This window comes from Candidatus Polarisedimenticolia bacterium, from assembly GCA_035764505.1.
Lineage (GTDB): Bacteria > Acidobacteriota > Polarisedimenticolia > Gp22-AA2 > AA152 > AA152.
In genome coordinates this window covers 1-22,281 of sequence record DASTZC010000187.1, presented here as the reverse complement: position 1 = coordinate 22,281, position 22,281 = coordinate 1, and the positions used below count along the sequence as shown (strand labels likewise).

The following is a 22,281-nucleotide window of genomic DNA, read 5'->3' as shown; positions in this document are numbered from 1 at the left end:
TCAGGGGCAGGCTGTCGCGTTCGGACGCGGGGCTCCGCTCGATGCAAAGCCGAGCGATCCGTCGCCGCATGAGTTGCGCGCGCTCACCAGGTAATAGAACAGGGAATCGGCGGAAGGGACCTGGGAATCCTGGGAAGTGGTGTCCGGCGAAGCCGGCTCGAGGCAGGCATGAGCATAGGCGAAGCCGGCGCCGGCGGGGACGATTCCGCGATAGACACCGTAGTGCGTCGCCTGCGGGACGGCGCCCCAGGCGATGGCTTCCGGCGCCGGACCAAGCACCAGCGTCATGCCCGCTTCCGGAGGCTCCGCGCTGTGCGTCGGGTCCAGCGGCGCGCAGTCGTACGGGTCGGCGACGGCGTCGTTGTCGTCGTCGGAATCGCACGCATCTCCCAGTCCGTCGCCATCCCCGTCCTCCTGCAGCGGATCCGCCAGGCAGGGGCAGCGATCCTCTCCATCCGGCACCCCGTCGGCGTCGGCGTCCCCCAATCCGTCCGGCGAGGTGACACAAAGCAGTCCCACCTTCACCTCGGTGTCGGCGCCCGCCAGATTCGCGGCGGTCAAAGCAATGGTGTAGATCCCCGGCGCCGCGTAGACGTGGGTGGGGTTCTGCAGCGTGCTGTCGACGACGGCATCTCCGTCGAAGTCCCAGCCCCAGGAAGTCGGATCGTCCTGGGAAGTATCGGTGAAGGCAACGGCCAGCGGCGACGGTCCGGCGGTCACGCTGGCCAGGAAGGCGGCCTGGGGAGGCGGCCCCTTGAAAAGCGTGAACAGATCGCCGACCTGACCCGAGGAGTTCACGAACCGGGCATCCAGCCGCCGGCCATTCACGTCCAGGGCCAATGAGCCGAGCTGGTTCAGCGACACGAACATCGCGGGATGGTTCAAGGTTCCCCCGCTGGTCTGTCCGGACGAGCCGGCCACGACATAGACCGCGCCCTCGTGCGCCGCGGGCCCCAGCGTCGGCTTCTTGTAGGCTCCCGTGCCCCCGACGCGTCCGTCTCCTCCATCCACTTTCATCGAGGCGTTGAAAGTCGCCGACCATCCGTAGTGGCCGTCGATCAGGAAGGACCGTTCGTAGGAGTGGCTGTGCCCGGTGAGCACGAGATCGACGCCCGCCGACTCGAGGATCGGCACGGCGTTCTGGCGCATTTCGATCAGCTCGGGCTCGAAGTCCGAATCGTGGGAGCCCTTGGTGTAGGGAGGATGGTGCCAGAAGGCGATGATCCACAAGCGGGAGGTCGCCAGGGCGTCCTGTTGCAGCCAGGTCATCATCGCGGAGGTGGGAGAGCGGTCCGTCTCGAAAGACTCCAGGCAGATGAAATGGATGTTCCCGTAGTCGAACGAGTAATACGCTTCGGTCCCCGATGCGAGTCCTCCCGCCTCGGCCGAGCGCGGCAGTGTGAAGAGATCGTAGTAGGGACCGGTTTGCGAGGCCGAGTCGGCGGACTCCCCGTCGTGGTTTCCCAGCGTGGGCCACAGGACGGTGTTGCGCAAGAAGGTGGGATACATGTTGAACACGGCCGCCTGATACTGCGCGTCGGTGCCGCTCGGATAGGCGTTGTCACCCAGCATGAGGATGAGATTGGTGCGGCTCCCGGCGCTGAAGGCGGCATAGGCGTCGCGAACACTCGCGGCGCTGGCGTTCGCGGTCCCCGAATCTCCCAGGACCCAGAGACGCGTCGGGATGGCGGTGCCGGCGGCCGGAGAGGTGTCGAAGAAGTAGGTGGAGTCACCTCCTGCCAAACGAGCGGAGGACGTGCCCACGGAATAGTAGTAGCGCGTGTCGGTGCTCAAGTCCGCGACGGTGACGACATGCTCGGTCACCGCGGTCGGATTGCAGGCGAGCGAAACAGCGCCGCCGAGCTGGGTGGCGTACCGGACGCAGGAATCGGTGGGCGCGTCCGTCCTCCACCGGACGACGATGCTCTGAGGCGTGCCGAGCTGGAGATAGGGGCCGCGAACCACCACGGCGGCCTCGGTCGTTTCGTCGAATGCCGCCGCCATGCACAGGAGCAGCCCGGCCCGCCAAACCGCGCCTCGAGGCCTCATGGCGCTGTTTCGACCGCCGGTTCCGCAGGGGCCGTCCGGCGTAGGCCGGCGCGGATCGAGGCTTCGAGATCGTCCTCGGCACGGCTGGCTCGGGTCTCGGAGTGCGCTTCGAGGATGTCGAGGGCCGCCGCGTAGGCCCGGCGCGCCTCGTCAGGCAGCCCCGCTCTCTCGAGAATTTTCCCACGCTGCGCCAGCCAGACCTCCGGGCGGCCCGGCCCGGCCTGCAGCGTCTCCAGGCGACGCACCGCTTCCTCGACGCGTCCCAGGTCGAGAGCCAGGCTGATGGCCGGGAGCTGCAGGCTGACGATCGCGCCCAGGCGGCGCATCCCTTCGTCCAGCACATCGATCGCTTCCGGTCGCTGTCCCGCTGCTTCCAGGGCTTTCGCCCACTCCAGGAAGTCCTCCGGCCGTACCCGGTCGGAGGGGCTCGTCGCGGCGGTGGCCCGGCGGAAGTCCTCTGCGGCATCCTGCGCTCTTCCAAGCTTGGTCAAGGCCCGGGCGTGCCACCGCCAGCCTCCGGCATCCCCTGGCCGATCTTGCAGGTAGCGGTCGAGGAAGCGCAGGGCCCTGCTCGGTCGCGCTCTCTCGAGCGCGAGGATCCCCAGCTTGAGATCGACGACGGGGAGAGCGGGCTGCAGCCGGCGGGCCCGAAGGTAGTCGGCGCGCGCCCGGGAAAAATCTCCGCCGGCGCGGTGCAGGTCCCCACGCTCGAGGTAGAGCTCGGCTTCCCGTGGATGGAGATTGATCGCATGCGTGAGCGCGGCGAGGCGATCGCCGGGTGCGGCGTGTGCCCAAGCCAAGCGTGGGGCCAGTAATGCCGTGACGAGAAGCGCTGAGATCATCCGTCGGTAAAGGTGCACACGGCGCCCGCAGTCGAGCTTTCGGTGTGGAAATCGGCGAGGTCCAGCCTCACCTTATCGCAGGATGAACCGGGAGAGTCAAGGCATGTCGATCGTGGCGATGACCTTGAGCTCGATGGCGATGGGGGTGGGGAGCGCGGTCACCTCGACCGTGGTGCGCGTGGGACGGTTGACGGTGAAATACTCGGCGTAGATCCGGTTGAAGGTCGCGAAGTCGGCTTTCAGGTCGGTAAGGAACGCGGTGACGTCGACGATGCGCTCCCACGAAGATCCGGCGTCCTCCAGGATCATCCGGATGTTCTCGAAAACGGCCCGGGCCTGCATCTCGAAATCGTAGCCTGCGACTTCCCCTTCCTCGTCGAGCGTCACGCCCGGGATCGCGCGGCTCCCGCGGCGGCGCGGACCGATCCCCGACACGAACAGCAGCCCCCCGGCCCGGCGGGCATGGGGATAAGGCCCGACCGGCTCGGGAGCACGCGGGCTGAGAATCCCCTCGTCGGCGACGCGGTCGCTCATCTTGTTCTCTCCTGCCCCCTACACGGCGCGATCCGACCTCAGGCGTCCAGGGGCACGCGCACGCAGACGTTTTTCGGCTCGGTGAAGAAGCGCAGCGACTCCAGACCTCCTTCGCGTCCGACGCCGCTCTGCTTCATCCCCCCGAAGGGGACCCGCAGGTCGCGCACCATCCAGCAATTGATCCAGACCGTGCCCGACTGGATCTTCTCGGCCATGCGGTGGGCCCGCGAGAGGTTCTGCGTCCAGATCGAGGCGGAGAGCCCATAGGTCGTGCCGTTGGCCCAGCCGACCACTTCCTCCTCCGAGTCGAACGGCGTGATCGTCACGATCGGGCCGAAGATCTCCTCCTGGTTGACGCGGCTCTCCGGGCTCAATCCGGTGATGACGGTGGGCTGGATGAAAAACCCTCCGCGACAGCGCTCGCTCACCGGCGCCGGAGGACCGCCGCCGCACAGGACCCGACCCCCTTCCTGGCGCGCCAGGTCGAGATAGGCCATCGCCTTGTCGCGCTGCGCGGGGGAGACCACCGCTCCCATTTCGGTTCCGTCCTCCAGGGGATCTCCCAGCTTGAGAGCCTTGGCGCGCGCCGTGAAGCGCTCCAGGAACGACTCGAGCGCCGGCCGCTCCACGAAGATGCGCGAGCCGCTCAGGCAGATCTGCCCCTGGTTGTCGAAGGAGGACTTCACGCTCCCCGGGATCATCTCTTCCCACGGCGCGTCGGCGAAGATAATGTTGGGGTTCTTCCCGCCCAGCTCCAGGGCCACTTTCTTGAAGTTCGGCGCGCAGGCGGCGGCGATCTCCCGTCCCGTCTTCGTTCCGCCGGTAAACGAGATCGTCCCGACGCGCGGATGGGAGACGAGCGCCGCCCCCACCTTCGCTCCGGTCCCGTGGACGATGTTCAGCACCCCTTTCGGAAGACCCGCCTCGCGGCAGATCTCGGAGAGAAGGAAGGCGGTCATCGGGGTGACCTCGGAGGGCTTCGCCACCACCGTGTTGCCGACCGCCAGTGCCGGGGCGACTTTCCAGGAGAGCAGGTAGAGCGGCAGGTTCCAGGGAGAGATGATGCCGGCGACGCCGCGCGGGCGGCGCAGCGTGTAATTGATCGCCCGGTCGTCGGTGGCGTGCGATTCCGAGTGGAAGTGCAGGATCGAGGTGGCGAAGAAGCGGAAATTGCTCGATCCCCGCGGAATGTCCAGGCTGCGCGCCATGGCGATCGGCTTGCCGGTGTCGATGCTCTCGGCACGGGCCAGCGCTTCCTGGTGGGCTTCGATGAGATCGGCGACGCGCACCAGCAGGCGCGAGCGCTCGGCCGCCGGCGTGCGCGACCAGGCGGGGAAGGCGGCCTCCGCCGCCTGCACGGCGCGCTCCACGTCGCGCCCGTCTCCGTCGGGCACTTCGGAGTAGGCGGCGCCGGTCGCGGGCTCCAGATTCGGAAGGTAGGCGCTTCCCGCCGGCGGTACCAGCTCTCCGTCGATCAGGTTGAGAATGCGCTTCATCGTGATCTCCTGCCGGGGACCGTCCCGCGCGCCGCGCCCGGGCTCACAGAGCCATCGTCCTGCCGCCGTCCACCGCGAGGCTCACCCCGGTGATGTAGCCTGCCGGCGGGCTCGCCAGAAAGCCAACGGCAGCCGCGATCTCCTCGGGACGGGCGAAGCGACCGGCCGGTATCTCCTCGATCATCTCCGCTTCGATCTCCTCTTCGCTGCGTCCCGACGTTTTCGCCCGCGCCCGCACGATCTCGGCCAGTCGATCAGTCCGCGTCGCCCCGGGAAGGATATTGTTCACCGTGATCCCGTCGGGGGCGAGCTCGGTCGCCAGGGTCTTGGACCAGCCCGCCATGGCGGCGCGGATCGTGTTGGAGACCCCCAGACCGCGGATCGGCTGCCTGACCGAGGTCGAGACGATGTTGAGGATCCGGCCGTATCCGGCGCGCTTCATGCCGGGGACCAGGAGCTGCGCCAGGATCTGCGATGCCACGAGATGGCGCGAGAAGGCCGCCAAAAACTGCTCCGGCTGCGCCGCGAGGGTCGGCCCCGAAGCCGGCCCGCCGCTGTTGTTGATCAGGATGTGAATCGTTCCGACCTTCTCGAGAGTACCGGCGGTCGACAGCCGCAGCGCCGCGGTATCTTCGAAATCGACCGCCAGAGGCAGGTGATCTTTTCCTGCCAGCTCCGAGAGCACTTTTTGCAGCGCGTGCGGGTCGCGAGCCGCCACGATGACCCTCGCCCCCAGCCGGGCGAGCTCCAAGGCGCAGGCCCTGCCGATGCCGCGGCTCGCGCCGCAGATGAGCGCCGTCCTCGATTGAAGGGAACGATCCGCTTCGGAGGCCATCCGTGAGAGGTTATCCCCGCCGTGATCGGCGAGTCAAGGCTCGCAGCCCTTTGCGTCGTGGCGGCGAACGCTTGACCCCGCGGCGCGACCGTGCTGACATGGGCCCGTCATCAATCATCCCACCCCCCTTCAAAGGAGCCGCTCATGGCGCAGAAGGTGAACTCAGTCCCCCAGGGCTTCCACACCCTCACCCCGCACCTCGTGGTGAACGGGGCCGACGAAGCAATCAGCTTCTACAAGAAGGCGTTCGGCGCCGAGGAGCGCTACCGGATGACCATGCCGGGCAGCAACCAGGTCATGCACGCCGAGCTGCAGATCGGCAATTCGGTCTTCTTCCTCGCCGACGAGTTCGAGATGCCCCAGGCACCGAAATCCCCCAAGCACCTGAGCGGCTCGACGGTCGCCCTCCATCTCTACGTTCCCGACTGCGACGCCCTGTACAAGCGGGCCGTGGACGCCGGAGCCAAGGGGGTCCAGCCGCCGACCAACATGTTCTGGGGAGACCGCTACGGCAAGGTCCAGGACCCGTTCGGCCACCACTGGTCCGTGGGAACCCATGTCGAGGACGTGGATCCGGCAGAAATGGAGCAGCGCGCCAAGAGCTTCTTCCAGCAGGCCGGGAAACCCAAATAGGGCTCGCACCGTAAAACGGCGGAAGGAGGAGATTTCTTGATCGTGAGGCGGCTCGGGACCATCGCCTTGATGCTGGGCGCTCTCCTCCTTCCGGCGGCCTCCGCGCCCCAGCCGCCGGCGCCGAAGAGCCTTCTGCTCATCAGCCTCGATACCACCCGCGCCGATCATCTCCACTGTTACGGGTATCCTCTTCCCACTTCACCGACCCTCGACGCCCTGGCGGCGGACGGAATCCTGTTCGAGAACACCTTCACCCAGGCCGTGAACACCGGACCGGCGCATGCGAGCCTCCTCACCGGGCTCGCCCCCGCGGCGCATGGCGTGCGCTTCAACGGCACCTCTCTCAGTCCCGAGTTTCCGACCCTCGCTTCCCTGCTTTCGGCGGCCGGCTACCGCACGGCGGCCTTCGTGTCGGGCTACACCATGATGGCGGCCCAGACCGGGTTCGACCGGGGCTTCGAGGTTTACGAGGACAAGTTCACCGGCCAGGAGAGGCGCTCCGACCAGACGGTGGATCTGGCGATTGCCTGGCTGCAATCGGCCCCTGCCGGAAAACCCTACTTCCTGTTCGTCCATCTCTTCGATCCTCACGGCCGCTACGATCCTCCCGAGGGAGGTGCCCAGTTCCGCAAGGGAAGCTACGCTCCGATTCCCTCGGCCGAGGACATTCCCGAATATCAGCGCCTCGAGCGGCCCGGCGGCGGCGTCAGCCTGGATCCGCTCGATTACATCTCGCGCTACGACGGCGAGATCGCGCACGCCGACTCGCAGATCAAGCGCCTGCTCGCCCGCGCGGGCGACAAAACGGTGGTGGCTTTCACCTCGGACCACGGCGAGACTCTGGCCGAGCGCGACTATTATTTCGGCCACGGGGCGAGGCTGAGCGACGAGGCGGTGCGCGTCCCGCTCATCCTGAAAACCGGGGACCCGAAGCTGAAGGGGAAGCGCGTCCGCGGCGCCGCGCAGCTGGTGGACGTTCTGCCGACGCTCCTGCCGGCCCTGGGCCAGCCCACCCCTCCCCGCCTGCCGGGACGCAATCTCCTTCCCTTCGCGCGCGCCGGCGCCATCCCCCCGGGCACGACCGTCATCAGCGAGGCGCGAGCCACGCCGCAGAGCGCCGGCGGCAGGAACCTCGCCTTCCCTCCGCGGAGCCTGGTAGTCGCCGCCCGCAGCGAATCCTCCAAGCTGATCGTCTACCCGACCACCGCCGGCGCCGTCTACGATCTCTTCGACCTCGCCTCCGATCCCCTCGAGAAGGCGGGCACCTCCGCACCCGAAAAAGCGCGCGCTTCAAAGCTCTTCACGGCGCTGGATCTCTACCGCAACGGCGGACGCCTGCCCGATCCCCCCGAGATCGACGAGGAGACGAAAAAGAAGCTGCGCTCGCTGGGATACGTCGACTAGTGTTGCTCAGGGGCTGCGCAGCGAGACCGGCGGGCAGTAGATTCCGCGCGCCTCGCGGCGCCACCAGGTGCCCTCGGAGTGACGCTGAGCGGCGTCGGTGAAGCGGTAGCGGTAGAGCAAGGCTCGCACGTAGCGCGGCGGGCCGGCCGGGAACGGATTCTTCTCCAGCAGGACCAGGACGTCCTGCGATCCTTGCAGCAGCCGCACCATGAAGTTCTGGAACCAGGGGTTGTCGCGCACCGTCCCGAGGGCCGCGAACCACATCTGCCAGTCGAGCCGCGGCTGGTGCGGCTGCACCCATCCCGGGGCGCGGTGGAGATCCCCCGGCTTCCACTTGAACTCGTAAGCCTCCCATCGCTCGCCGTCCTTGCTCCCTTCCACCACAATCTCGTTGCGCTCGGGGGTCATGCGCGCGAACAGCCCGTAGCTCCCCACCGTCCGGAACGGGAAGACCGCACGCTCGGCGGCGCGCAGCGTCTCGGGCCACGGGAAGCTGCGCCGCGCGCAGCGCGACAGCGCCATGATCTCGAGCGGCAGGATCGCCACGAACAACAGCGCGATGACCGGGGTGCGCATGAAGACCCGCCATCCCAGGGCGCGCGGCGCCTCCGATTGCGCCCGCATGCCGGGCGGGAAGAAGCGGGCGAGCAACGTGTCGTCGAGCAGCAGCAGGCACAGCGTCATGGTCAGCAGGTTGAAGAAGCAGTAATTGCCGGTGAGCGCGATGGCGAGCTGCAGCAGGCAGAAGCCGCTGAAAGCCAGCAGGCGCAGGCGCCGTGGCAGGAAGATCAGGAACGGCAGCCCCAGCTCGATGACGAACATCACGGCTGCCGAGAAGCGCTGGAAGGCGGCAGGCAGCTGGTGCGCGTACCAGCCAATCGCGGTGGGCAGCGGCTGGGTTTCGTAATGCACGCGCAGGGCGCTCAGGCCCCACCAGGTGGGATCGCCGCTCGCCAGCTTCACGACTCCCGAGGCGAACATCAGGCGGAAGAGGAGGAAGCGGAGAAGCCAGAGGGCCGCCGGCGGGGGCCGAGTGTCGCGATGCAGCCCCGGGAGCAGCTTCCAGGGAGCGAAGAAGGCCGAAAGAAAAGCAGTTTCCAGCAGGAGGATGTCCCACTGGAATTCGAGGAAATCGCCGCTCACCGTCATCAGCGAAAGGTAGGCGCCCCAGAGCAGGAGAAGAATCGGCCCGGGGGCGAAATCGAGAATCAGAAGACAGGACAGGAGCGCGCCCGCCAGGGTCAAAAGACCTATCGACTCGTCGCCGGGGGCCAGCCAAAGGAGCGTCGGATAGGCGGTGTAGCGCTGCGGGCCCAGCGCCCCCGCCACCGCTTCCATGAGCTTTCCCGCCGGAAGGATCCCGCGCTCGCCGATCAGCCCTTTCCACTGCACTCCGAACGAAGCGAAGGCGATGAGAAAGATGATTCCGAGAAGTCGCAGGTAGACCCAGCGGGTGATCAGATACGAAGGGCGCCGGATGCCCGGTCCGATCAGCCAGCGTGTCAGGCGGGAAAAGAAAGGACGATGGGAGGCTACGAGGGAGTAACCGAGATCGGCCGCCGCGCGCACCGGCGGCAGGCGCCGATAGGCCCACAGGAGCCGGCTCTTCCCGCCATGCGCCAGGACGCGGAACACCGCCTCCGCCCCTTCGGAGTGGGAGCCGTCCTGCTCCACCAGCAGGATGGAGCGGCGGAATCGCTCGGGATCGATCTGGGGGAAGAGCGGGGCCGCTTCCTGGTAGGAAGCGTACTCGACGGCGTCGCCCGTGGTCTGCTTCCAGCGCTCGATCCAGCGACGGCAGAAGTGGCAATCGCCGTCGAAGATCAGAAGCGGCCGCTGGCGCGGAGGCAGCTTCAGCGTGTGCGCCGCAGCTCCCGGGCCATCTTGATGGCCGCTTCCACGCCGCGCCGGGCGCGCACCGCACGGACCTGTGCCTTGGCCCGCGGCGGAAGGTTGCGAATCAGCCCGATATAGCGTCCATGAACACGACGCCCAGGCGACGCCTTGCGTCGCCTTCCCCGGCCGGCGCTGGCGGCCTCTTCGACCAGCTCACGGGTCAGGAGCCGGAACCCCCGGCTCAACCGCTTCAGACCCGCCTGGATCTCCATGACCGCTCTCGACCGGTTTTGCGCGCCGGCGCGCTTCGCCATTGTCTCCTCCTGCACAACCCAGTGTCCGGTTGACGTCTTGACGCCCGCCGTACACGGGCATCCCTCTCGGGGGCATACCTTACACTGTGACGTAGCGATTTCAAAGCGAGCGGTGGAACACCGCGGCGTTCCGTTCTAGACTAGTGCCCCTCCGTGGAAGGTCGGTCGCATCCTGCCCGCACGGGAGGTGGCTCTGTCTCGTCGTCGACGATGGAAAGCAATCCTCCTCGCAGGGGTCCTGCTGATCGCGGCCCTGCTCGCGATGCCATGGGTCCTGCGGTTTTTCTGGTCCCGCCGCGCCTCGAACCCCGTGCGCCGCGGCGTGGCGCGCGCGACCGAGCTGGGGTGTTTCTCGTGCCACGGCGCGCAAGGCTCCTCGGGCGTCCCGGATCCCGGGTCCAAGGACCTGACGGTGCCAGCCTGGAGCGGCGGACTCTACATGATGTACGTGAAAGACGATCGCGATATCCAGCGCTACATCCAGGCGGGCAGCGTTCCGAAGGTCGAGCCCGGTGAAGAGCAGCCTGCCGACGCGGAGCCGCCGCGCGCCGCCCTCGCGATGCCCGCCTACCGCGACGCGCTGCGGGGCACCGACCTGCAGGATCTCACCGCCGCCTACAAGGTCCTCTCGGGAATGGTGGCGCCACCGTCGGGATCCGTTGCGGAACGCGGACTGTCCCTGGCGACACAGTGGAAGTGCTTCGCCTGCCACGGCCCGGGAGGGTCGGGGGGCTTCCCCAACCCCGGCTCCTTCGCCGGCTTCGTGCCGGGCTGGTACGGTCCCGACTTCAAGGATCTCGTCCGCAACCGCGCCGAGTTCGACTCCTGGGTCCGCACGGGGACGCTCGAGCGCCTGGCAAAGAACAAGGCGGCTGCTTATTTCATGTCGCATCAGAAAATCGGCATGCCCGATTACCGTGGCTTCACCGACGCCGACCTGGAGGGGCTGTGGGGGTACGCTCAGTGGCTCGCCGGCACCGGCGGCGGGACCTCTCTCCGCAAGGAGGCCGCGCCTTGATGTCTCCGGCATGGGTGGCCTTCGTCTATGGGGCGATTGTCCTGGCGGGCGGCGTCATGGGCTTCGTCAAGGCACGCAGCCGAGCGTCGCTGATTGCCGGCGTCGCCTCCTTCGCCCTGCTGCTGGGCGCCGGTGCGTTGATGCTGCGCGGCGAGAAGGCGGGCTGGATCGCAGCGATGGCGGTGGCCGGATTGCTGCTCGCCTTTTTCGCGGCGCGCTGGCTGAAAGGACGCAAGTTCATGCCCGCGGGAATGATGGTCCTCGCCAGCGCCGCCGCGCTGGTGTTGCTGGCGTGGGGCGGGCGATGAGCCGGAGCGGAGGCTTCGCATGAACATCCCCCACGACCCGGGCTCCGGCGCGCGCGGGCTCCTGCTGGATTGGATCCGCGACCTCATCGGACGCGAGGACGGCTGCTGGGACGCATCGCAGCGCACCTTTCTCGACTCGCTGCTGCGCGGCCAGGAAGGGACCAAGACCCTGGCGGAGCTGGCGGTAACCAGCGCCCGCATCCGCGCCAGCGGGTTGCAGCCCGAGGATCTCGGACCTCTGCGCGAGATGCACGATGCCATCGAGATGTTCTGGAACAATCCCTGCCCCGAGTCGTATGAGAACCTGAGGACCGTGGGCCAGTCACTCGACCCCAAGTCGGAATGAACCGTTGAGGAGGAGAATCGTGAACCCCCCGCTGCGCCGGACCCTGCCTGCCCTCGCTGCTGCCCTCGTGCTGATCCTGGCGACCGGAGTGACGCCGGTCGACGCCGCCAAGAAAAAGGCGGTCCCGGAGGGGGGTCCGGGGGGAGGCGAAGGGAAGAAGTCCTTCGCGGAAATCGTGAAGAATCACGAGAAGCTGGACGGGCTGTTCACCGCCTACCGCAACCCGGAGCACTTCTACCTCGACATTCCGCAGGAGTGGATCGGCAAGCCCTTCGGGCTCGCAGGATTGATGGTCAAGGCGCTGGGAGACTGGTCGGTGCGCGGCGGCAGCATCGAGAACCAGGTGGTGATGTTCCGCAAGGTCGGCGACCGGATCGTCCTGGCGAAGCAGAACCTGGATTACCGCGCCGAGAGCGGCTCGCCCTTCCGCATCGCCGTCGATTCGACCTTCCCCGACTCGCCGGTCTTCTCGGCGAAGATCATCCCGACCTCCGAAACCCGCAGCGCCTTCGTCGTCGATCTCGGGGGCGTCTTCTCCCCTTCCCTGATGGAGACCCTGTCGCCGCGCACCGGCTACGCCCCCAGCGCCGAGGACAGCTCGATCGCCGAGGTGCACAACCATCCCGACGATCTCACGGTGCGCATCGCCTACCGGTTCAACCGGCGCGAGCAGGGAGGCGACGAGGGGCCGGAGCAGCGCGCCGGGCGGGGCCGGCCGCTCGCCTCGCGGCTGCCCGATCCGCGCTACCTGGAGGCGCTGGTCGACTACACCTTCTTCCGACTGCCCGACAACGGCTTTCGGCCGCGCCCGGCCGACGAGCGCATCGGCGGCTTCGATACCGGCTACAAGGACTACACCGGCGTCGACCACCGCGACACCGCCTTCCGATACCTCTTCCTGAAGTGGGGGCTGGAGAAGAAGGACCCGGATGCGGCCCTCTCCGCTCCCAAGGAGCCGATCGTCTTCTACGTCGACAAGGCGACGCCTCCCGAGTGGCGCGGCCGGGTGAAGGAGGCGGCCCTCTGGTGGAACAAGTCCTTCGAGAAGGTCGGCTTCAAGGACGCCCTCCAAGTTCTGGATCAGCCCGACGATCCCACCTGGGATCCGACCGACATCCACCACTCGATGATCTACTGGAACCTGAGCGACAATCTGATGTTCTCCGGACTGGCGGGACCTCAAGTCATTGACCCCAGGACGGGGCAGGTTCTCAAGGCGAATGCCTATCTCAACGGCGAGTTTCCTTCCTACACGCTGCACCGGTACCTGGTCTACGCCTGGTGGCGCGCGCCGCAGTGGGAGCACCTCATGGATCCTTTCGCCCTCCCTGCCACCGGCTCCAGCTCGCTCGCCTCCAGGGTCCTGGAGCTGGACGCCCGCCGCTCCGGCTCTCCTGCCGGATGCGACTATCAGGCCTCTTTCAGCAGCCAGATCGCCTTCGCGCGGCTGGTGCTGCAGGCGCGCGGCGAGCTGGGCACCGACCCGCAGTCTTCGGAGCGCTTCGCACGCGAAGCCTTCGCGGAGCTGACGGCGCACGAGGTGGGCCACGCGCTGGGCTTCTCGCACAACTTCAAGGCCAGCCTCATCTCCAAGCCGGCGGATCTGGCTGCGGGAACGGTCAGTGGCCATCCCGATCAGCGGCCCTTCGGCGCCTCGATCATGGACTACAACCCGATTTACCTGGCGCCCAAGGGAGCGTCGCAAAAAGATTTCTTCATGCAGGGGGTCGGTCCCTATGACGACCTGATGCTGGAATACATCTATCGGCCGTTCCCCAAGCTGGCGCCGGCGCAGGAAGCCGCAGCGCTGGACGAGATTGCCCGCAAGGCCGAGACGACTCCGGGACTGATGTTCGACGACGGCTCTCTTTCCGACATCGATCCGGCCTCGAGCACCGACGACCTCGGGGACGACCCGCTGGCTTTCGCGGAGTCGCGTCTGGTGATGCTGCAGGACGAGGTGCTCCCGCGCATCGGCGATCTTGTGGTGAAGGAAGGGCACGACTTCAACCGCATCCGGCAGGCGCTCGACGCGGCCATCTTCTCGGTCGCCCTGGATTACATCGACCTGACGACACGCTACGTCGGGGGGCAGAGCGTCCGGCGGATCGTGGCCCGCAGCGGAGGGCCCCCTTCCGCCTCTCCGGTCGTGCCGATCGAACCGGCGCAGCAGCGTCGGGCGCTCGCGATCCTGGACAAACAGCTCTTCGACACGCAGGCTTTTCCGGTCTCCGAGCAGCTGCTGGCGCAGCTGAAGCCCGACTTCCAGTATGACTGGAACTATCCCTACCGCTACTACACCGACTACAGCTTCGACTCGCGCGTCGCCTTCCTGTATGACTCCGCCCTGCAGTCGCTGCTCGACTCGCGCCGGCTGGCGCGCATCGTCGACAACCAGCGCCGGCAGCCGCACGAGACCGCCCCGCTGACGCTGCCGGAGCTGTTCGGCCACCTCACCACCACCGCCTTCGCGGGAATGGACAAGGTGGGAACCGCGCGCGCCACGGTGGCGCGCCCCTCCGTCTCCCCCCGCAGCCGCTCGCTGCAGCGCCTGACGGTGTCGCGCCTGACCGATCTGCTGCTGGAACCGAGGCCGGGCGCGCCGGCGGAGGCGACCCAGGTGGCGCGGGCGACGCTGGTCGAGATCCGCAGCCGGGTGCGGCGGATCACCGGCAATCCCCAGCGCCTGTCGGCTCTCGACGACTACTCGCGGGCCCACTTCCAGGATCTCGACGCCGTGATCACGCGCGCGCTGGAAGCCAAGGTGGATCTGAAGAGAGCGAGCTAGGAGGCCGGCGGCCCGCGGCCCCGACCGCTTCCAAAGCCGGCTCCGGGAACGCTATACTCATCTCTCCATGAGTCCGTCACCTTCCCGGGGTCCTCTGCTCGAGCGCATCGTCCTGGGTGCGTTCCTGTTCCTGTTGCTGAACGGGGCCTATCTGGGCGCCTTCGCCGCCCCGACCATCTCCTACATGGGAAACGTCCTGCTGCACCTGGTGGCGGGCGTGCTTTTCCTGGCGGGATTCCTGTGGGTGGGATGGCGCCACCTGCGGCAGCCGGCGCCGATCTGGGGCAAGCTCGCGGCGATGCTGGCCTACCCCCTGATGCTGGGGGCGGGGGCCGCCGGCGTCTACCTGATGATCTTCTTCGCCATCCGGCCCAACCTTTGGATTCTGCACCTGCACGTCGCGCTGGCGATCGCCGGCGCCGCGGCCTGGATGGCGGCACTGCGGGGACGCGCGGCCGTCGCCACCGTCGACCCCGAGGAGGGACGGCGGCGGCTCGCCGCCTGGCGCTCGGCGGTGGCCGCCGGAGTGGCGGCGGCCTTCCTGTTCGCCGTCATCTACACGACCGTAGGGCGCCGCCGCGATCCGCGCGACGTCATCGAGAATCCCGACTCGCCGCCGCTGGAGATGTCCGCGGAGTCGATGGCCGGAGCCAAGGGGCCGTTCCACCCTTCCTCGATCCACACCACCACGCGCGGAAGGATCCCTTCCAACTTCTTCATGCAGGAGACGTCGAAGACCTGCGGGCGCTCGGGCTGTCATCCCGACATCTACGATCAGTGGAACTCCTCGGCGCACCACTTCTCCTCCTTCAACAACCAGTGGTACCGCAAGTCGATCGAGTACATGCAGGAGATGGTCGGAACGGAGCCGTCGCGCTGGTGCGGCGGCTGCCACGACCCGGCGGTGCTGCTGAACGGCATGATGGACACCCCCATCAAGCAGATCGTGAACCGCCCGGAAGCCCAGGCGGGTCTGGGATGCACCGCCTGCCATTCGGTCATCCAGGTGCGCAGCACCATGGGCCAGGCCGATTTCCTGATCCAGTATCCGCCGCTGCACGACCTGTCGGTGAGCGAAAACCCGCTGGTGCGCGGCATCCACGATTACCTGATCCGCGTGAACCCCGAGCCGCACCGGCGTATCTTCCTGAAGCCGTTCCACCGGGAGCAGCAGGCCGAGTTCTGCTCCAGCTGTCACAAGGTCCACCTGGACGTTCCGGTGAACAGCTATCGCTGGTTCCGCGGCTTCAACGACTACGACACCTGGCAGGCGAGCGCCGCGTCGGGCCAGGGCGCGCGATCGTTCTACTATCCCGACAAGCCCTCCACTTGCGTGACCTGCCACATGCCGCTGCTCCCCTCCAAGGACCTCGGCAGCCACGACGGTCTGGTCCACTCGCACCGCTTCCCCGCCGCCAACACCGCGCTCCCGATTGCCAACCGGGACGAGGCGCAGCTCAAGGCCGTCACCGATTTCCTGAAGGATCGGCGGATAACGCTGGATCTCTTCGCGGTCGGCGAGGCGGAAGGAGACCGCGGAGGATCGGGGGCGGCGTCCGGAATCGGCAGCGCCAATCCCGAGGTTTCCAGCCTCTTCGCCGTTGGGGAGGAGCAGGGATCCGCGATCGGCGCCGCGGGCACGCCCGGCCCTGCGGCCGCGGCGGTCCGGGCGCCGCTGGACCGGCTGGGCAAGGCGGTGCGGGCCGGCACCTCGGTGCGCGTCGACCTGGTGGCCCGCACGCGGACGGTGGGACATTTCTTTCCGGGCGGGACGGTGGACGCCTTCGACGTCTGGACCGAGCTGAAGGCGGAGGATGCCAGGGGGCGGGTCCTGCTGTGGAGCGGCTTCGTCAGCGACGGCGGCAAGGGGCCGGTGGACCCTTCGGCACACTTCTACCGGTCGTTCATGCTGGATGCCAACGGGAACCCGATCAACAAGCGCAACGCCTGGGCCGGGCGGGCCATTCTCTACGTGAACCTGATCCCACCCTCCTCCGCCGATACCGTCCACTACCGTCTCGACATCCCGAAGGACGTGGCCGGCCCCATCAAGCTGACGGCGAAGATGAACTACCGGAAGTTCGCCTGGTGGAATACTCATTGGGCCTACGCGGGGGTGCGCGATCCGGCGCAGAAGGACTATGCCTCGGCGCGTGACTTCGACGACGGGAAGTGGGTCTTCACGGGCGACACCTCCACCGTGTCGGGACAGATGAAAGAAGTGCCGGACCTTCCCATCGTGACGCTGGCGACCGCCGAGGCTCAGCTCCAGGTGGCCATGCCGGGCGAGCCTCTCGACGCCGCCGACCCGGCCTCCGTTCCGGCCGACCGGGAGCGCTGGAACGATTACGGCATCGGGCTGCTGCTGCAGGGAGACCTGCGAGGAGCGGAGGCGGCCTTCGCCCGCGTGCGGAGCGTCGAGCCGGGGTATGCCGACGGCTGGGTCAACGGCGCGCGCGCGGCACTGGCCGAGGGGAACCTGGATCGGGCGCAGGAGCTGTTGACCCAGGCGCTGAAGCTATCCCCCGATCTGGCGCGGGCCCATTTCTTCCAGGGTCAGCTCCTCAAGGCTCGCGGGGACTATGCGAAGGCGCTGGAGCATTTCGGCCGCGCCAGCGCGCAGTACCCGCGCGACAGGGTGGTGCTCAACGAGATGGGACGGGTCCTGTTCCTGCAGGAAAAGCACGAGGAGGCGGTGAAGATGCTGCGCCAGGTGCTCAAGATCGACCCGGAGGACCTGCAGGCCCACTACAACCTGATGCTGGCCTACGGGGCGCTGGGTCGTAACGAGGAAGCGGAGCGGGAGCGCCGGCTCTACCTGCGCTTCAAGGCGAACGAGTCGGCCCAGGAGATCACCGGAGGCTTTCGTCAGGCGCACCGCTTCGAAAACAACGAGCGGCAGCGGATCCACGAGCACGCCTCGTCTTACCAGGCTCCCGCGGGCGCGGGCTCGTACCCGCGCGCCGCCGGAGTCCCCTGAGGTGCCTCAGCGCTCCGCGCGCTGTCCCGCCAGCTTCTCGAACCGCCTCGCCATCTCCAGATCGTTCTCGGTGATCCCCCCGGCGTCGTGCGTCGTCAGGTCGATCTTCACGGTCTGGTAGACATTCGACCACTCGGGGTGATGGTTCATCGACTCCGCGACCAGCGCGGCGCTGGCCATGAACCCGAACGCCTCCACGAACGATCCGAAGCGGTATTCGCGGTGCAGCTTCCCGCCCGAGAGACTCCACTGCGACAGGCCTTGCAGCCCTTCCTTGACTTCGGATTCCTCCAGCTTTGCCGGTCTTGCGCTCATCCTCTCATCTCCTTCCGGGATTTGATTGGCGTTGGCGCGATCCTACGGCTCGCCGGTGCGCTCTTCAAGCCCGGCGACGCCGAGGATGCAAGTCTGGCTCGGCGCGTTGCTGCCCCTCTCCCGCTAGGCTAAAATTCGCGCCATGCAAGAGTTCTCGATGCCCTGGAGCTATCGGCGGCGGGTCACCCGGGAGGTCGGGATCGGCGAGGTGCGGGTAGGTGGCCGCCAGCCGATTCGCATCCAGTCGATGACCACCCCGGCGACCCACGACGTCGAAGCCACGGTGGCGCAGATCCGCCGGCTGGCGGAGGCCGGCTGCGAGATCGTCCGGGTCACCGTCCCGAGCACCCGCGACGCCGAGGCGCTGCCGAGGATCCGCCGGCGCCTGGCGGAAGACCGCATCCGCGTTCCGCTGGTGGCCGACATCCATTTCTCCCCCGCGGCGGCGATGATGGCGGTGGAGCACGTCGAGAAGGTGCGCATCAACCCGGGCAACTACGCCGACACCAAGCGCTTCAAGGTGCGCGAGTACAGCGACGCGGAATACGGCGCCGAGCTGCGGCGCATCGAGGAGCGCTTCGCGCCCCTGGTGCTGCGGGCCCGGCAGCTCGGGGTTTCGCTGCGCATCGGCACCAATCACGGCTCCCTTTCCGATCGCATCCTGAACCGCTACGGTGATACCCCCCTGGGCATGGTGGAATCGGCCCTCGAGTTCGTGCGGATCTGCGAGAAGCTGGAGCACCGCGAGCTGATCCTCTCGATGAAGTCGAGCAACCCGATGGTCATGATTCAGGCCTATCGCCTGCTGGCCGAGCGCATGGCCGATGAGAAGATGGATTATCCGTTCCACCTCGGGGTGACCGAGGCGGGGGACGGAGAGGACGGCCGCATCAAATCCGCCATCGGCATCGGTGCCCTCCTTGAGGACGGGATCGGCGACACGCTGCGCGTCTCGCTGACCGAGGACCCGGTGGCGGAGGTGCCGGTGGCCCGGGCCCTGGCCGAGAAGTACAACGTCCGGATGCCGCTTCAAGGCAATCCCACGTCCCCGGAGCCGGCCGGCGCACCGCACCCCGTTTCCTCCACCTACATGCGCCGCGAGGCCGCACGGGTCGAGATCGGCAGCACGGTGATCGGAGGGACCGAGACGATTCGGGTCGAGTGCCTCCTCTCCTCCCCTCTCGCGGATGCCGAGGCGGTCGAGGCGGAGATAGGCAGCCTGATGAACCCACCCGGACTTCCCGAGGCGCGTGTCGAGCTCCTGGAGATCGATCTCGCCCGCCTCAACGATCTCCCGGCCGTGGAGCGGGCTGCCCGTCGTCTGCAGGACCCGTTGTCGCCGGCGCTGTCCATCCGTATCGATGCGCGGCTGGCGGAAGAACTGGCGGGGGAAGCGAGCGGGCCTCTGATGGGTCTGGCCGATCGGGTGACGGTCCGGTTGCAGGCGTCCAGCCCGGGAACCGGAGCCTGGCTTGGCGTTCTCGCCGCCACGGCCCGCAACCGGAAAACGGCCCTGGGGCTCGAGATGGCCGAGGTACGGGATCCGTTGCGGGACGGCTCCCGGCTGGCCGAGTTGGCGAGAATTTGCGAAGAGGCGGGAGTCACGCCGATCGTCTCGCTGAGCACGGTGCCGGAGATCTCCCCGATCAAGCCTTACCGGATGCTGGCCGAATCGCTCGCGGCCTCCGGGATCGCGGCCCCCATTCTGCTGTCCGACGATGCCTCCGGCCGGCGCGACGAGCCGCTTCTCTTCCATGCCACCGCCTGGGGATCGCTCCTGTGCGACGGCATCGGCGACGCTCTGCGGGTGGAGCGCTTCAAGAGTCCGGTCGATTCGCTGCGGCTGGCGTTCAACATCCTGCAGGGAGCGCGGCTGAGGCTGTTCAAGACCGAGTTCATCTCCTGCCCTTCGTGCGGCCGGACCCAGTTCGACCTGGAGGAGACCACGAGCCGGATCAAGTCCAGGACAGCGCACCTCAAGGGGGTGAAGATCGCCATCATGGGATGCATCGTGAACGGACCGGGCGAGATGGCCGACGCCGATTTCGGCTATGTCGGCTGGGGACCGGGGAAGGTCAGCCTCTTCGTCGGGAAGGATCTGGTGGAGAAGGACATTCCCTATCTTCTGGCGGACGAGCGGCTCGTGCAGCTGATCCGCGAGCGCGGCATGTGGACCGATCCACCCGCCGAAGGATCCGAAGATCGGCTCGCCCTCCGGAAAGGCGGCAGCCAGCCCGTCTGATCCGGAATCAATCGGATCCCGATCGCGGGATGCGGCCGGCCGCGGGCCCCCCCAGAAAGACCTCGCCGCTCTCCTCGGTCAGGATCGAACCGTGCTCGCTGCAGGCGTTGCGCTCGTCGCCATAGGAAGTCTCCAGCCGGCGGCGCGCCACCCATTTCGCCAGACGGCGCGACTCCGCCTTGTCCGGCTCCGAGTCCTGGAACTGGCGCACCATCCTCTCCGCCCTGTCCCAATCCCCCAGTCTGACCGCCGCCGCCATGATCACCGGACAGGCGCCGCGCCGCAGCCGGCGAACATCGAGCAGGTCGCCTGCGGCGAATGCCGTCTCGTTCAGCATCGCCTCGGCGTTCTCCACCGCGTCCCCTTCGCTCGCCGCCTCGATCCGCTTCAACGCGGCGGCCAGCAGGCGATCGCGCGCCGTCGTCTGCCCGGGGAAGATGCGCATGCCGATCTCGGCCACGCGGTAGGCAATCTCGAAATTCCCGACCTCGTACTCCATCCGGAAGGCGCGCGCCAGCAGCGCCGCGAGCGTCTCCGAGCGCCCCTCCTCCAGCGGGCGAAGCTTCGATTCCTCCAGGAAGCTGCGGGCCGCCAGGAGCGTGTCGCCGCGCTCCAGGGCCCGGCGGCCGGCGTTGTGCCAGAGGAATCCGACCGCGCGTTCGAGATCGACTGCCTCGGCCCCCAGCTCGTAACCCAGCGCCGGAGGCGCGGCGGCCGCGTTGGAGCCGTAGCCCATTCCGGAGGAAGAGGCCACCGTGTCGAGCGGCGGGCGCAGGTCGAACCCCTTGGGCGAGGTGGTCTCGACGATCACCCGGCGCCCGTCGACCCAGACCTGCACGTAGACGTGACGAGGGATCTCCGCGACCTTGACATCCAGCCCGATGGCGCGGCCCAGGATGCCGTAGAGCAGGCTGGCCGAGAGGCAATTGAATTCGCCCCGATCCAGCACTGCGTCCATGCCGTCGGCGGCGGCGGCATAGTGCAGCAGGACCTTCTGGTGCAGGGCATCGTGCAGCTTGCGCGCCAGCCGGTACGTGCTCTGCCGGCCGCCCACCTTGCCGGCAAGCTGCGCGGCCATGGTCTCGAAGGAGCGCTCGTAACGCGCCATCTCGTCCGCATCGAGGATCCCGGAGGCCCGCAGCACTTCCTTGAGTAGATCATGATCGAGTTGGAGCAATCTCGCGCCGGCGGGCGACGCCAGATCCGCGGCGAAGGCTCCCGTGGGAAGGCTCATCGCCAGGGTGAGGACGAGGAACATCACAATGGCGCGGGATGATTTCATGTCGTCGATGGGTCTCGCGATGCCCTGAAGAGAGCCTCGCGCCGGAGTTCAGGTTGATTCGAGCGCCTGCCGATTTGGAACCGCGCCAGAATCTAGGTCCCGTACCCCGGAGGGTCAACCGCGGTATCCAACATTTGCGCTTCATTACGACAATGGTACGTTCGAGGGGGATTTTTCGGGGGAGCTTACCGTTACGGGTATTTCACGGCCTCGAGAAAGAGGCCGGAAGGGGGCGCGACGCTCTCCTCGGGGACCGGCTCCTTGCCGGAGAGGAACTCGCGGATGCGCTCGGGGGGAAAGTCATGGCGCCCCACTCTCGACAGCACCCCGACGATCTTGCGGACCATCTTGGGCAGAAAGTGGTCAGCCGCGATGCGGAAGTGGAGCAACGGCACGACCTCCTCGAAGGAGGCTTCGTAGACTTCCACGATAGGCTCCTCGACTTCCCGTCCGCGCGCCGCGAAGGTGGAGAAATCGTGCCGCCCTACCAGGTAGGAGGCCGCGATTCGCATCATCGACTGGTCCGGCGGATCCTTGAGCCACCAGGAGTAGGGCTTCAGGAAGGCGCTGCGACGCAGCGCGATCTGGTAGCGGTAGCGCCGCCAGAGGGCCTGGTGGCGCGAGTGGAAGTCGAGCGGCACGTCCTCCACGCGGAGGATGTTGATGTCGTGCGGCAGCTCGCGGTTGATGGTCTCCAGCAGGCTGGCCGCCGGCATCGGCGTATGGGTGCGGAAGTTGGCGACCTGGAAATCGGCGTGGACTCCGGCGTCGGTGCGGCCGGCGCCGAACAGCGTGATGCGCTCGCGCAGCAGGTTGCCCAGGACTTCGGTGAGCGTCCCGGCGATCGTGCGCTCGTGGCTCTGGATCTGCCAGCCGCGGTAGCGCGAGCCGTCGTACTCGAGGGTGATCCTGAGATTGCGCAGCCGCCCGGCGGATTCGGGCGCTGGTCGCGGCGGCATCGGCGCCGCCTCGCGGCGCTGCTGCCTGGCCCCGCCGCGCCGCTCGTCGCGCCCGCCGAATCTGCGCCCCCCCCCCACCGGCGGGACGTTGCCTTCGACC

At 67.7% G+C, this 22,281-nt stretch carries 18 protein-coding genes; 8 read left to right on the top strand and 10 right to left on the bottom strand.

Features of this window, described 5'->3' with window-relative positions:
- The 5 genes from VFW45_12560 to VFW45_12540 form a co-directional block, all read right to left on the bottom strand.
- Positions 1–2,049, bottom strand: coding sequence for a metallophosphoesterase (locus VFW45_12560; protein ID HEU5181614.1), 2,049 nt, complete (start codon positions 2,047–2,049; stop codon positions 1–3).
- Positions 2,046–2,849 (bottom strand): tetratricopeptide repeat protein, encoded by an 804-nt coding sequence (locus tag VFW45_12555; protein HEU5181613.1) that lies wholly within the window; start codon positions 2,847–2,849, stop codon positions 2,046–2,048. Before VFW45_12555 ends, VFW45_12560 begins: the two co-directional genes overlap by 4 nt.
- Positions 2,850–2,987: 138 nt before the next feature.
- Positions 2,988–3,425 (bottom strand): Rid family hydrolase, encoded by a 438-nt coding sequence (locus VFW45_12550; protein ID HEU5181612.1) that lies wholly within the window; start codon positions 3,423–3,425, stop codon positions 2,988–2,990.
- Between the two features lie 38 nt (positions 3,426–3,463).
- Positions 3,464–4,921 (bottom strand): aldehyde dehydrogenase, encoded by a 1,458-nt coding sequence (locus VFW45_12545; protein HEU5181611.1) that lies wholly within the window; start codon positions 4,919–4,921, stop codon positions 3,464–3,466.
- 43 nt (positions 4,922–4,964) lie between these two features.
- Positions 4,965–5,756: an SDR family oxidoreductase gene (locus tag VFW45_12540; protein HEU5181610.1), complete on the bottom strand. Its 792-nt coding sequence runs from the start codon at positions 5,754–5,756 to the stop codon at positions 4,965–4,967.
- Positions 5,757–5,900: 144 nt separating this feature from the next.
- Here VFW45_12540 and VFW45_12535 point away from each other — a divergent pair, with 144 nt between their 5' ends.
- Positions 5,901–6,389: a VOC family protein gene (locus tag VFW45_12535; GenBank protein ID HEU5181609.1), complete on the top strand. Its 489-nt coding sequence runs from the start codon at positions 5,901–5,903 to the stop codon at positions 6,387–6,389.
- A gap of 42 nt (positions 6,390–6,431) precedes the next feature.
- Positions 6,432–7,793: a sulfatase gene (locus VFW45_12530; GenBank protein ID HEU5181608.1), complete on the top strand. Its 1,362-nt coding sequence runs from the start codon at positions 6,432–6,434 to the stop codon at positions 7,791–7,793.
- Between the two features lie 6 nt (positions 7,794–7,799).
- Here the strand turns inward: VFW45_12530 and VFW45_12525 are convergent, their stop codons facing one another.
- Both VFW45_12525 and VFW45_12520 read right to left on the bottom strand, forming a co-directional pair.
- Positions 7,800–9,617 (bottom strand): lipase maturation factor family protein, encoded by a 1,818-nt coding sequence (locus VFW45_12525; GenBank protein ID HEU5181607.1) that lies wholly within the window; start codon positions 9,615–9,617, stop codon positions 7,800–7,802.
- Positions 9,618–9,646: 29 nt separating this feature from the next.
- Positions 9,647–9,943 carry a hypothetical protein gene (locus VFW45_12520; protein ID HEU5181606.1) on the bottom strand — a complete coding sequence of 99 codons (297 nt, stop codon included), beginning with the start codon at positions 9,941–9,943 and terminating at the stop codon, positions 9,647–9,649.
- 187 nt (positions 9,944–10,130) lie between these two features.
- Here VFW45_12520 and VFW45_12515 point away from each other — a divergent pair, with 187 nt between their 5' ends.
- From VFW45_12515 to VFW45_12495, 5 genes are all read left to right on the top strand, one after another.
- Positions 10,131–10,961 (top strand): hypothetical protein, encoded by an 831-nt coding sequence (locus VFW45_12515; GenBank protein HEU5181605.1) that lies wholly within the window; start codon positions 10,131–10,133, stop codon positions 10,959–10,961.
- Entirely contained in the window at positions 10,961–11,269 is a 309-nt protein-coding gene (locus VFW45_12510) for a TMEM14 family protein (GenBank protein ID HEU5181604.1), read from the top strand. Before VFW45_12515 ends, VFW45_12510 begins: the two co-directional genes overlap by 1 nt.
- A 19-nt stretch (positions 11,270–11,288) precedes the next feature.
- On the top strand, positions 11,289–11,615 hold the full coding sequence (locus tag VFW45_12505; GenBank protein ID HEU5181603.1) for a hypothetical protein: 327 nt from the start codon (positions 11,289–11,291) through the stop codon (positions 11,613–11,615).
- 19 nt (positions 11,616–11,634) lie between these two features.
- Positions 11,635–14,403 carry a zinc-dependent metalloprotease gene (locus VFW45_12500; protein HEU5181602.1) on the top strand — a complete coding sequence of 923 codons (2,769 nt, stop codon included), beginning with the start codon at positions 11,635–11,637 and terminating at the stop codon, positions 14,401–14,403.
- A 67-nt stretch (positions 14,404–14,470) separates the two neighbouring features.
- Positions 14,471–17,383, top strand: a complete 2,913-nt coding sequence (locus VFW45_12495; GenBank protein HEU5181601.1) for a tetratricopeptide repeat protein — start codon at positions 14,471–14,473, stop codon at positions 17,381–17,383.
- Positions 17,384–17,389: 6 nt separating this feature from the next.
- Here the strand turns inward: VFW45_12495 and VFW45_12490 are convergent, their stop codons facing one another.
- Complete coding sequence (locus VFW45_12490) at positions 17,390–17,698, bottom strand: 4a-hydroxytetrahydrobiopterin dehydratase (protein ID HEU5181600.1); 309 nt, start codon at positions 17,696–17,698, stop codon at positions 17,390–17,392.
- 157 nt (positions 17,699–17,855) lie between these two features.
- Here VFW45_12490 and ispG point away from each other — a divergent pair, with 157 nt between their 5' ends.
- Complete coding sequence (ispG, locus tag VFW45_12485) at positions 17,856–19,940, top strand: (E)-4-hydroxy-3-methylbut-2-enyl-diphosphate synthase (protein HEU5181599.1); 2,085 nt, start codon at positions 17,856–17,858, stop codon at positions 19,938–19,940.
- Between the two features lie 7 nt (positions 19,941–19,947).
- On the opposite strand, the gene VFW45_12480 is transcribed toward ispG, so the two are convergent.
- Both VFW45_12480 and truA read right to left on the bottom strand, forming a co-directional pair.
- Positions 19,948–21,222: a hypothetical protein gene (locus VFW45_12480; protein HEU5181598.1), complete on the bottom strand. Its 1,275-nt coding sequence runs from the start codon at positions 21,220–21,222 to the stop codon at positions 19,948–19,950.
- Positions 21,223–21,413: 191 nt separating this feature from the next.
- On the bottom strand, positions 21,414–22,281 hold an 868-nt coding region (gene truA, locus VFW45_12475), incomplete at its 5' end, for a tRNA pseudouridine(38-40) synthase TruA (protein HEU5181597.1).

What these genes read in the sequence shown, in the direction of transcription:
- VFW45_12560 (HEU5181614.1), bottom strand. Translation starts at nt 2,049, where the DNA reads ATGAGGCCTCGAGGCGCGGTTTGGCGGGCCGGGCTGCTCCTGTGCATG.
- VFW45_12550 (HEU5181612.1), bottom strand. Translation starts at nt 3,425, where the DNA reads ATGAGCGACCGCGTCGCCGACGAGGGGATTCTCAGCCCGCGTGCTCCC.
- VFW45_12545 (HEU5181611.1), bottom strand. Translation starts at nt 4,921, where the DNA reads ATGAAGCGCATTCTCAACCTGATCGACGGAGAGCTGGTACCGCCGGCG.
- VFW45_12540 (HEU5181610.1), bottom strand. Translation starts at nt 5,756, where the DNA reads ATGGCCTCCGAAGCGGATCGTTCCCTTCAATCGAGGACGGCGCTCATC.
- VFW45_12535 (HEU5181609.1), top strand. Translation starts at nt 5,901, where the DNA reads ATGGCGCAGAAGGTGAACTCAGTCCCCCAGGGCTTCCACACCCTCACC.
- VFW45_12520 (HEU5181606.1), bottom strand. Translation starts at nt 9,943, where the DNA reads ATGGCGAAGCGCGCCGGCGCGCAAAACCGGTCGAGAGCGGTCATGGAG.
- VFW45_12510 (HEU5181604.1), top strand. Translation starts at nt 10,961, where the DNA reads ATGTCTCCGGCATGGGTGGCCTTCGTCTATGGGGCGATTGTCCTGGCG.
- VFW45_12505 (HEU5181603.1), top strand. Translation starts at nt 11,289, where the DNA reads ATGAACATCCCCCACGACCCGGGCTCCGGCGCGCGCGGGCTCCTGCTG.
- VFW45_12495 (HEU5181601.1), top strand. Translation starts at nt 14,471, where the DNA reads ATGAGTCCGTCACCTTCCCGGGGTCCTCTGCTCGAGCGCATCGTCCTG.
- VFW45_12490 (HEU5181600.1), bottom strand. Translation starts at nt 17,698, where the DNA reads ATGAGCGCAAGACCGGCAAAGCTGGAGGAATCCGAAGTCAAGGAAGGG.
- ispG (HEU5181599.1), top strand. Translation starts at nt 17,856, where the DNA reads ATGCCCTGGAGCTATCGGCGGCGGGTCACCCGGGAGGTCGGGATCGGC.
- VFW45_12480 (HEU5181598.1), bottom strand. Translation starts at nt 21,222, where the DNA reads ATGAAATCATCCCGCGCCATTGTGATGTTCCTCGTCCTCACCCTGGCG.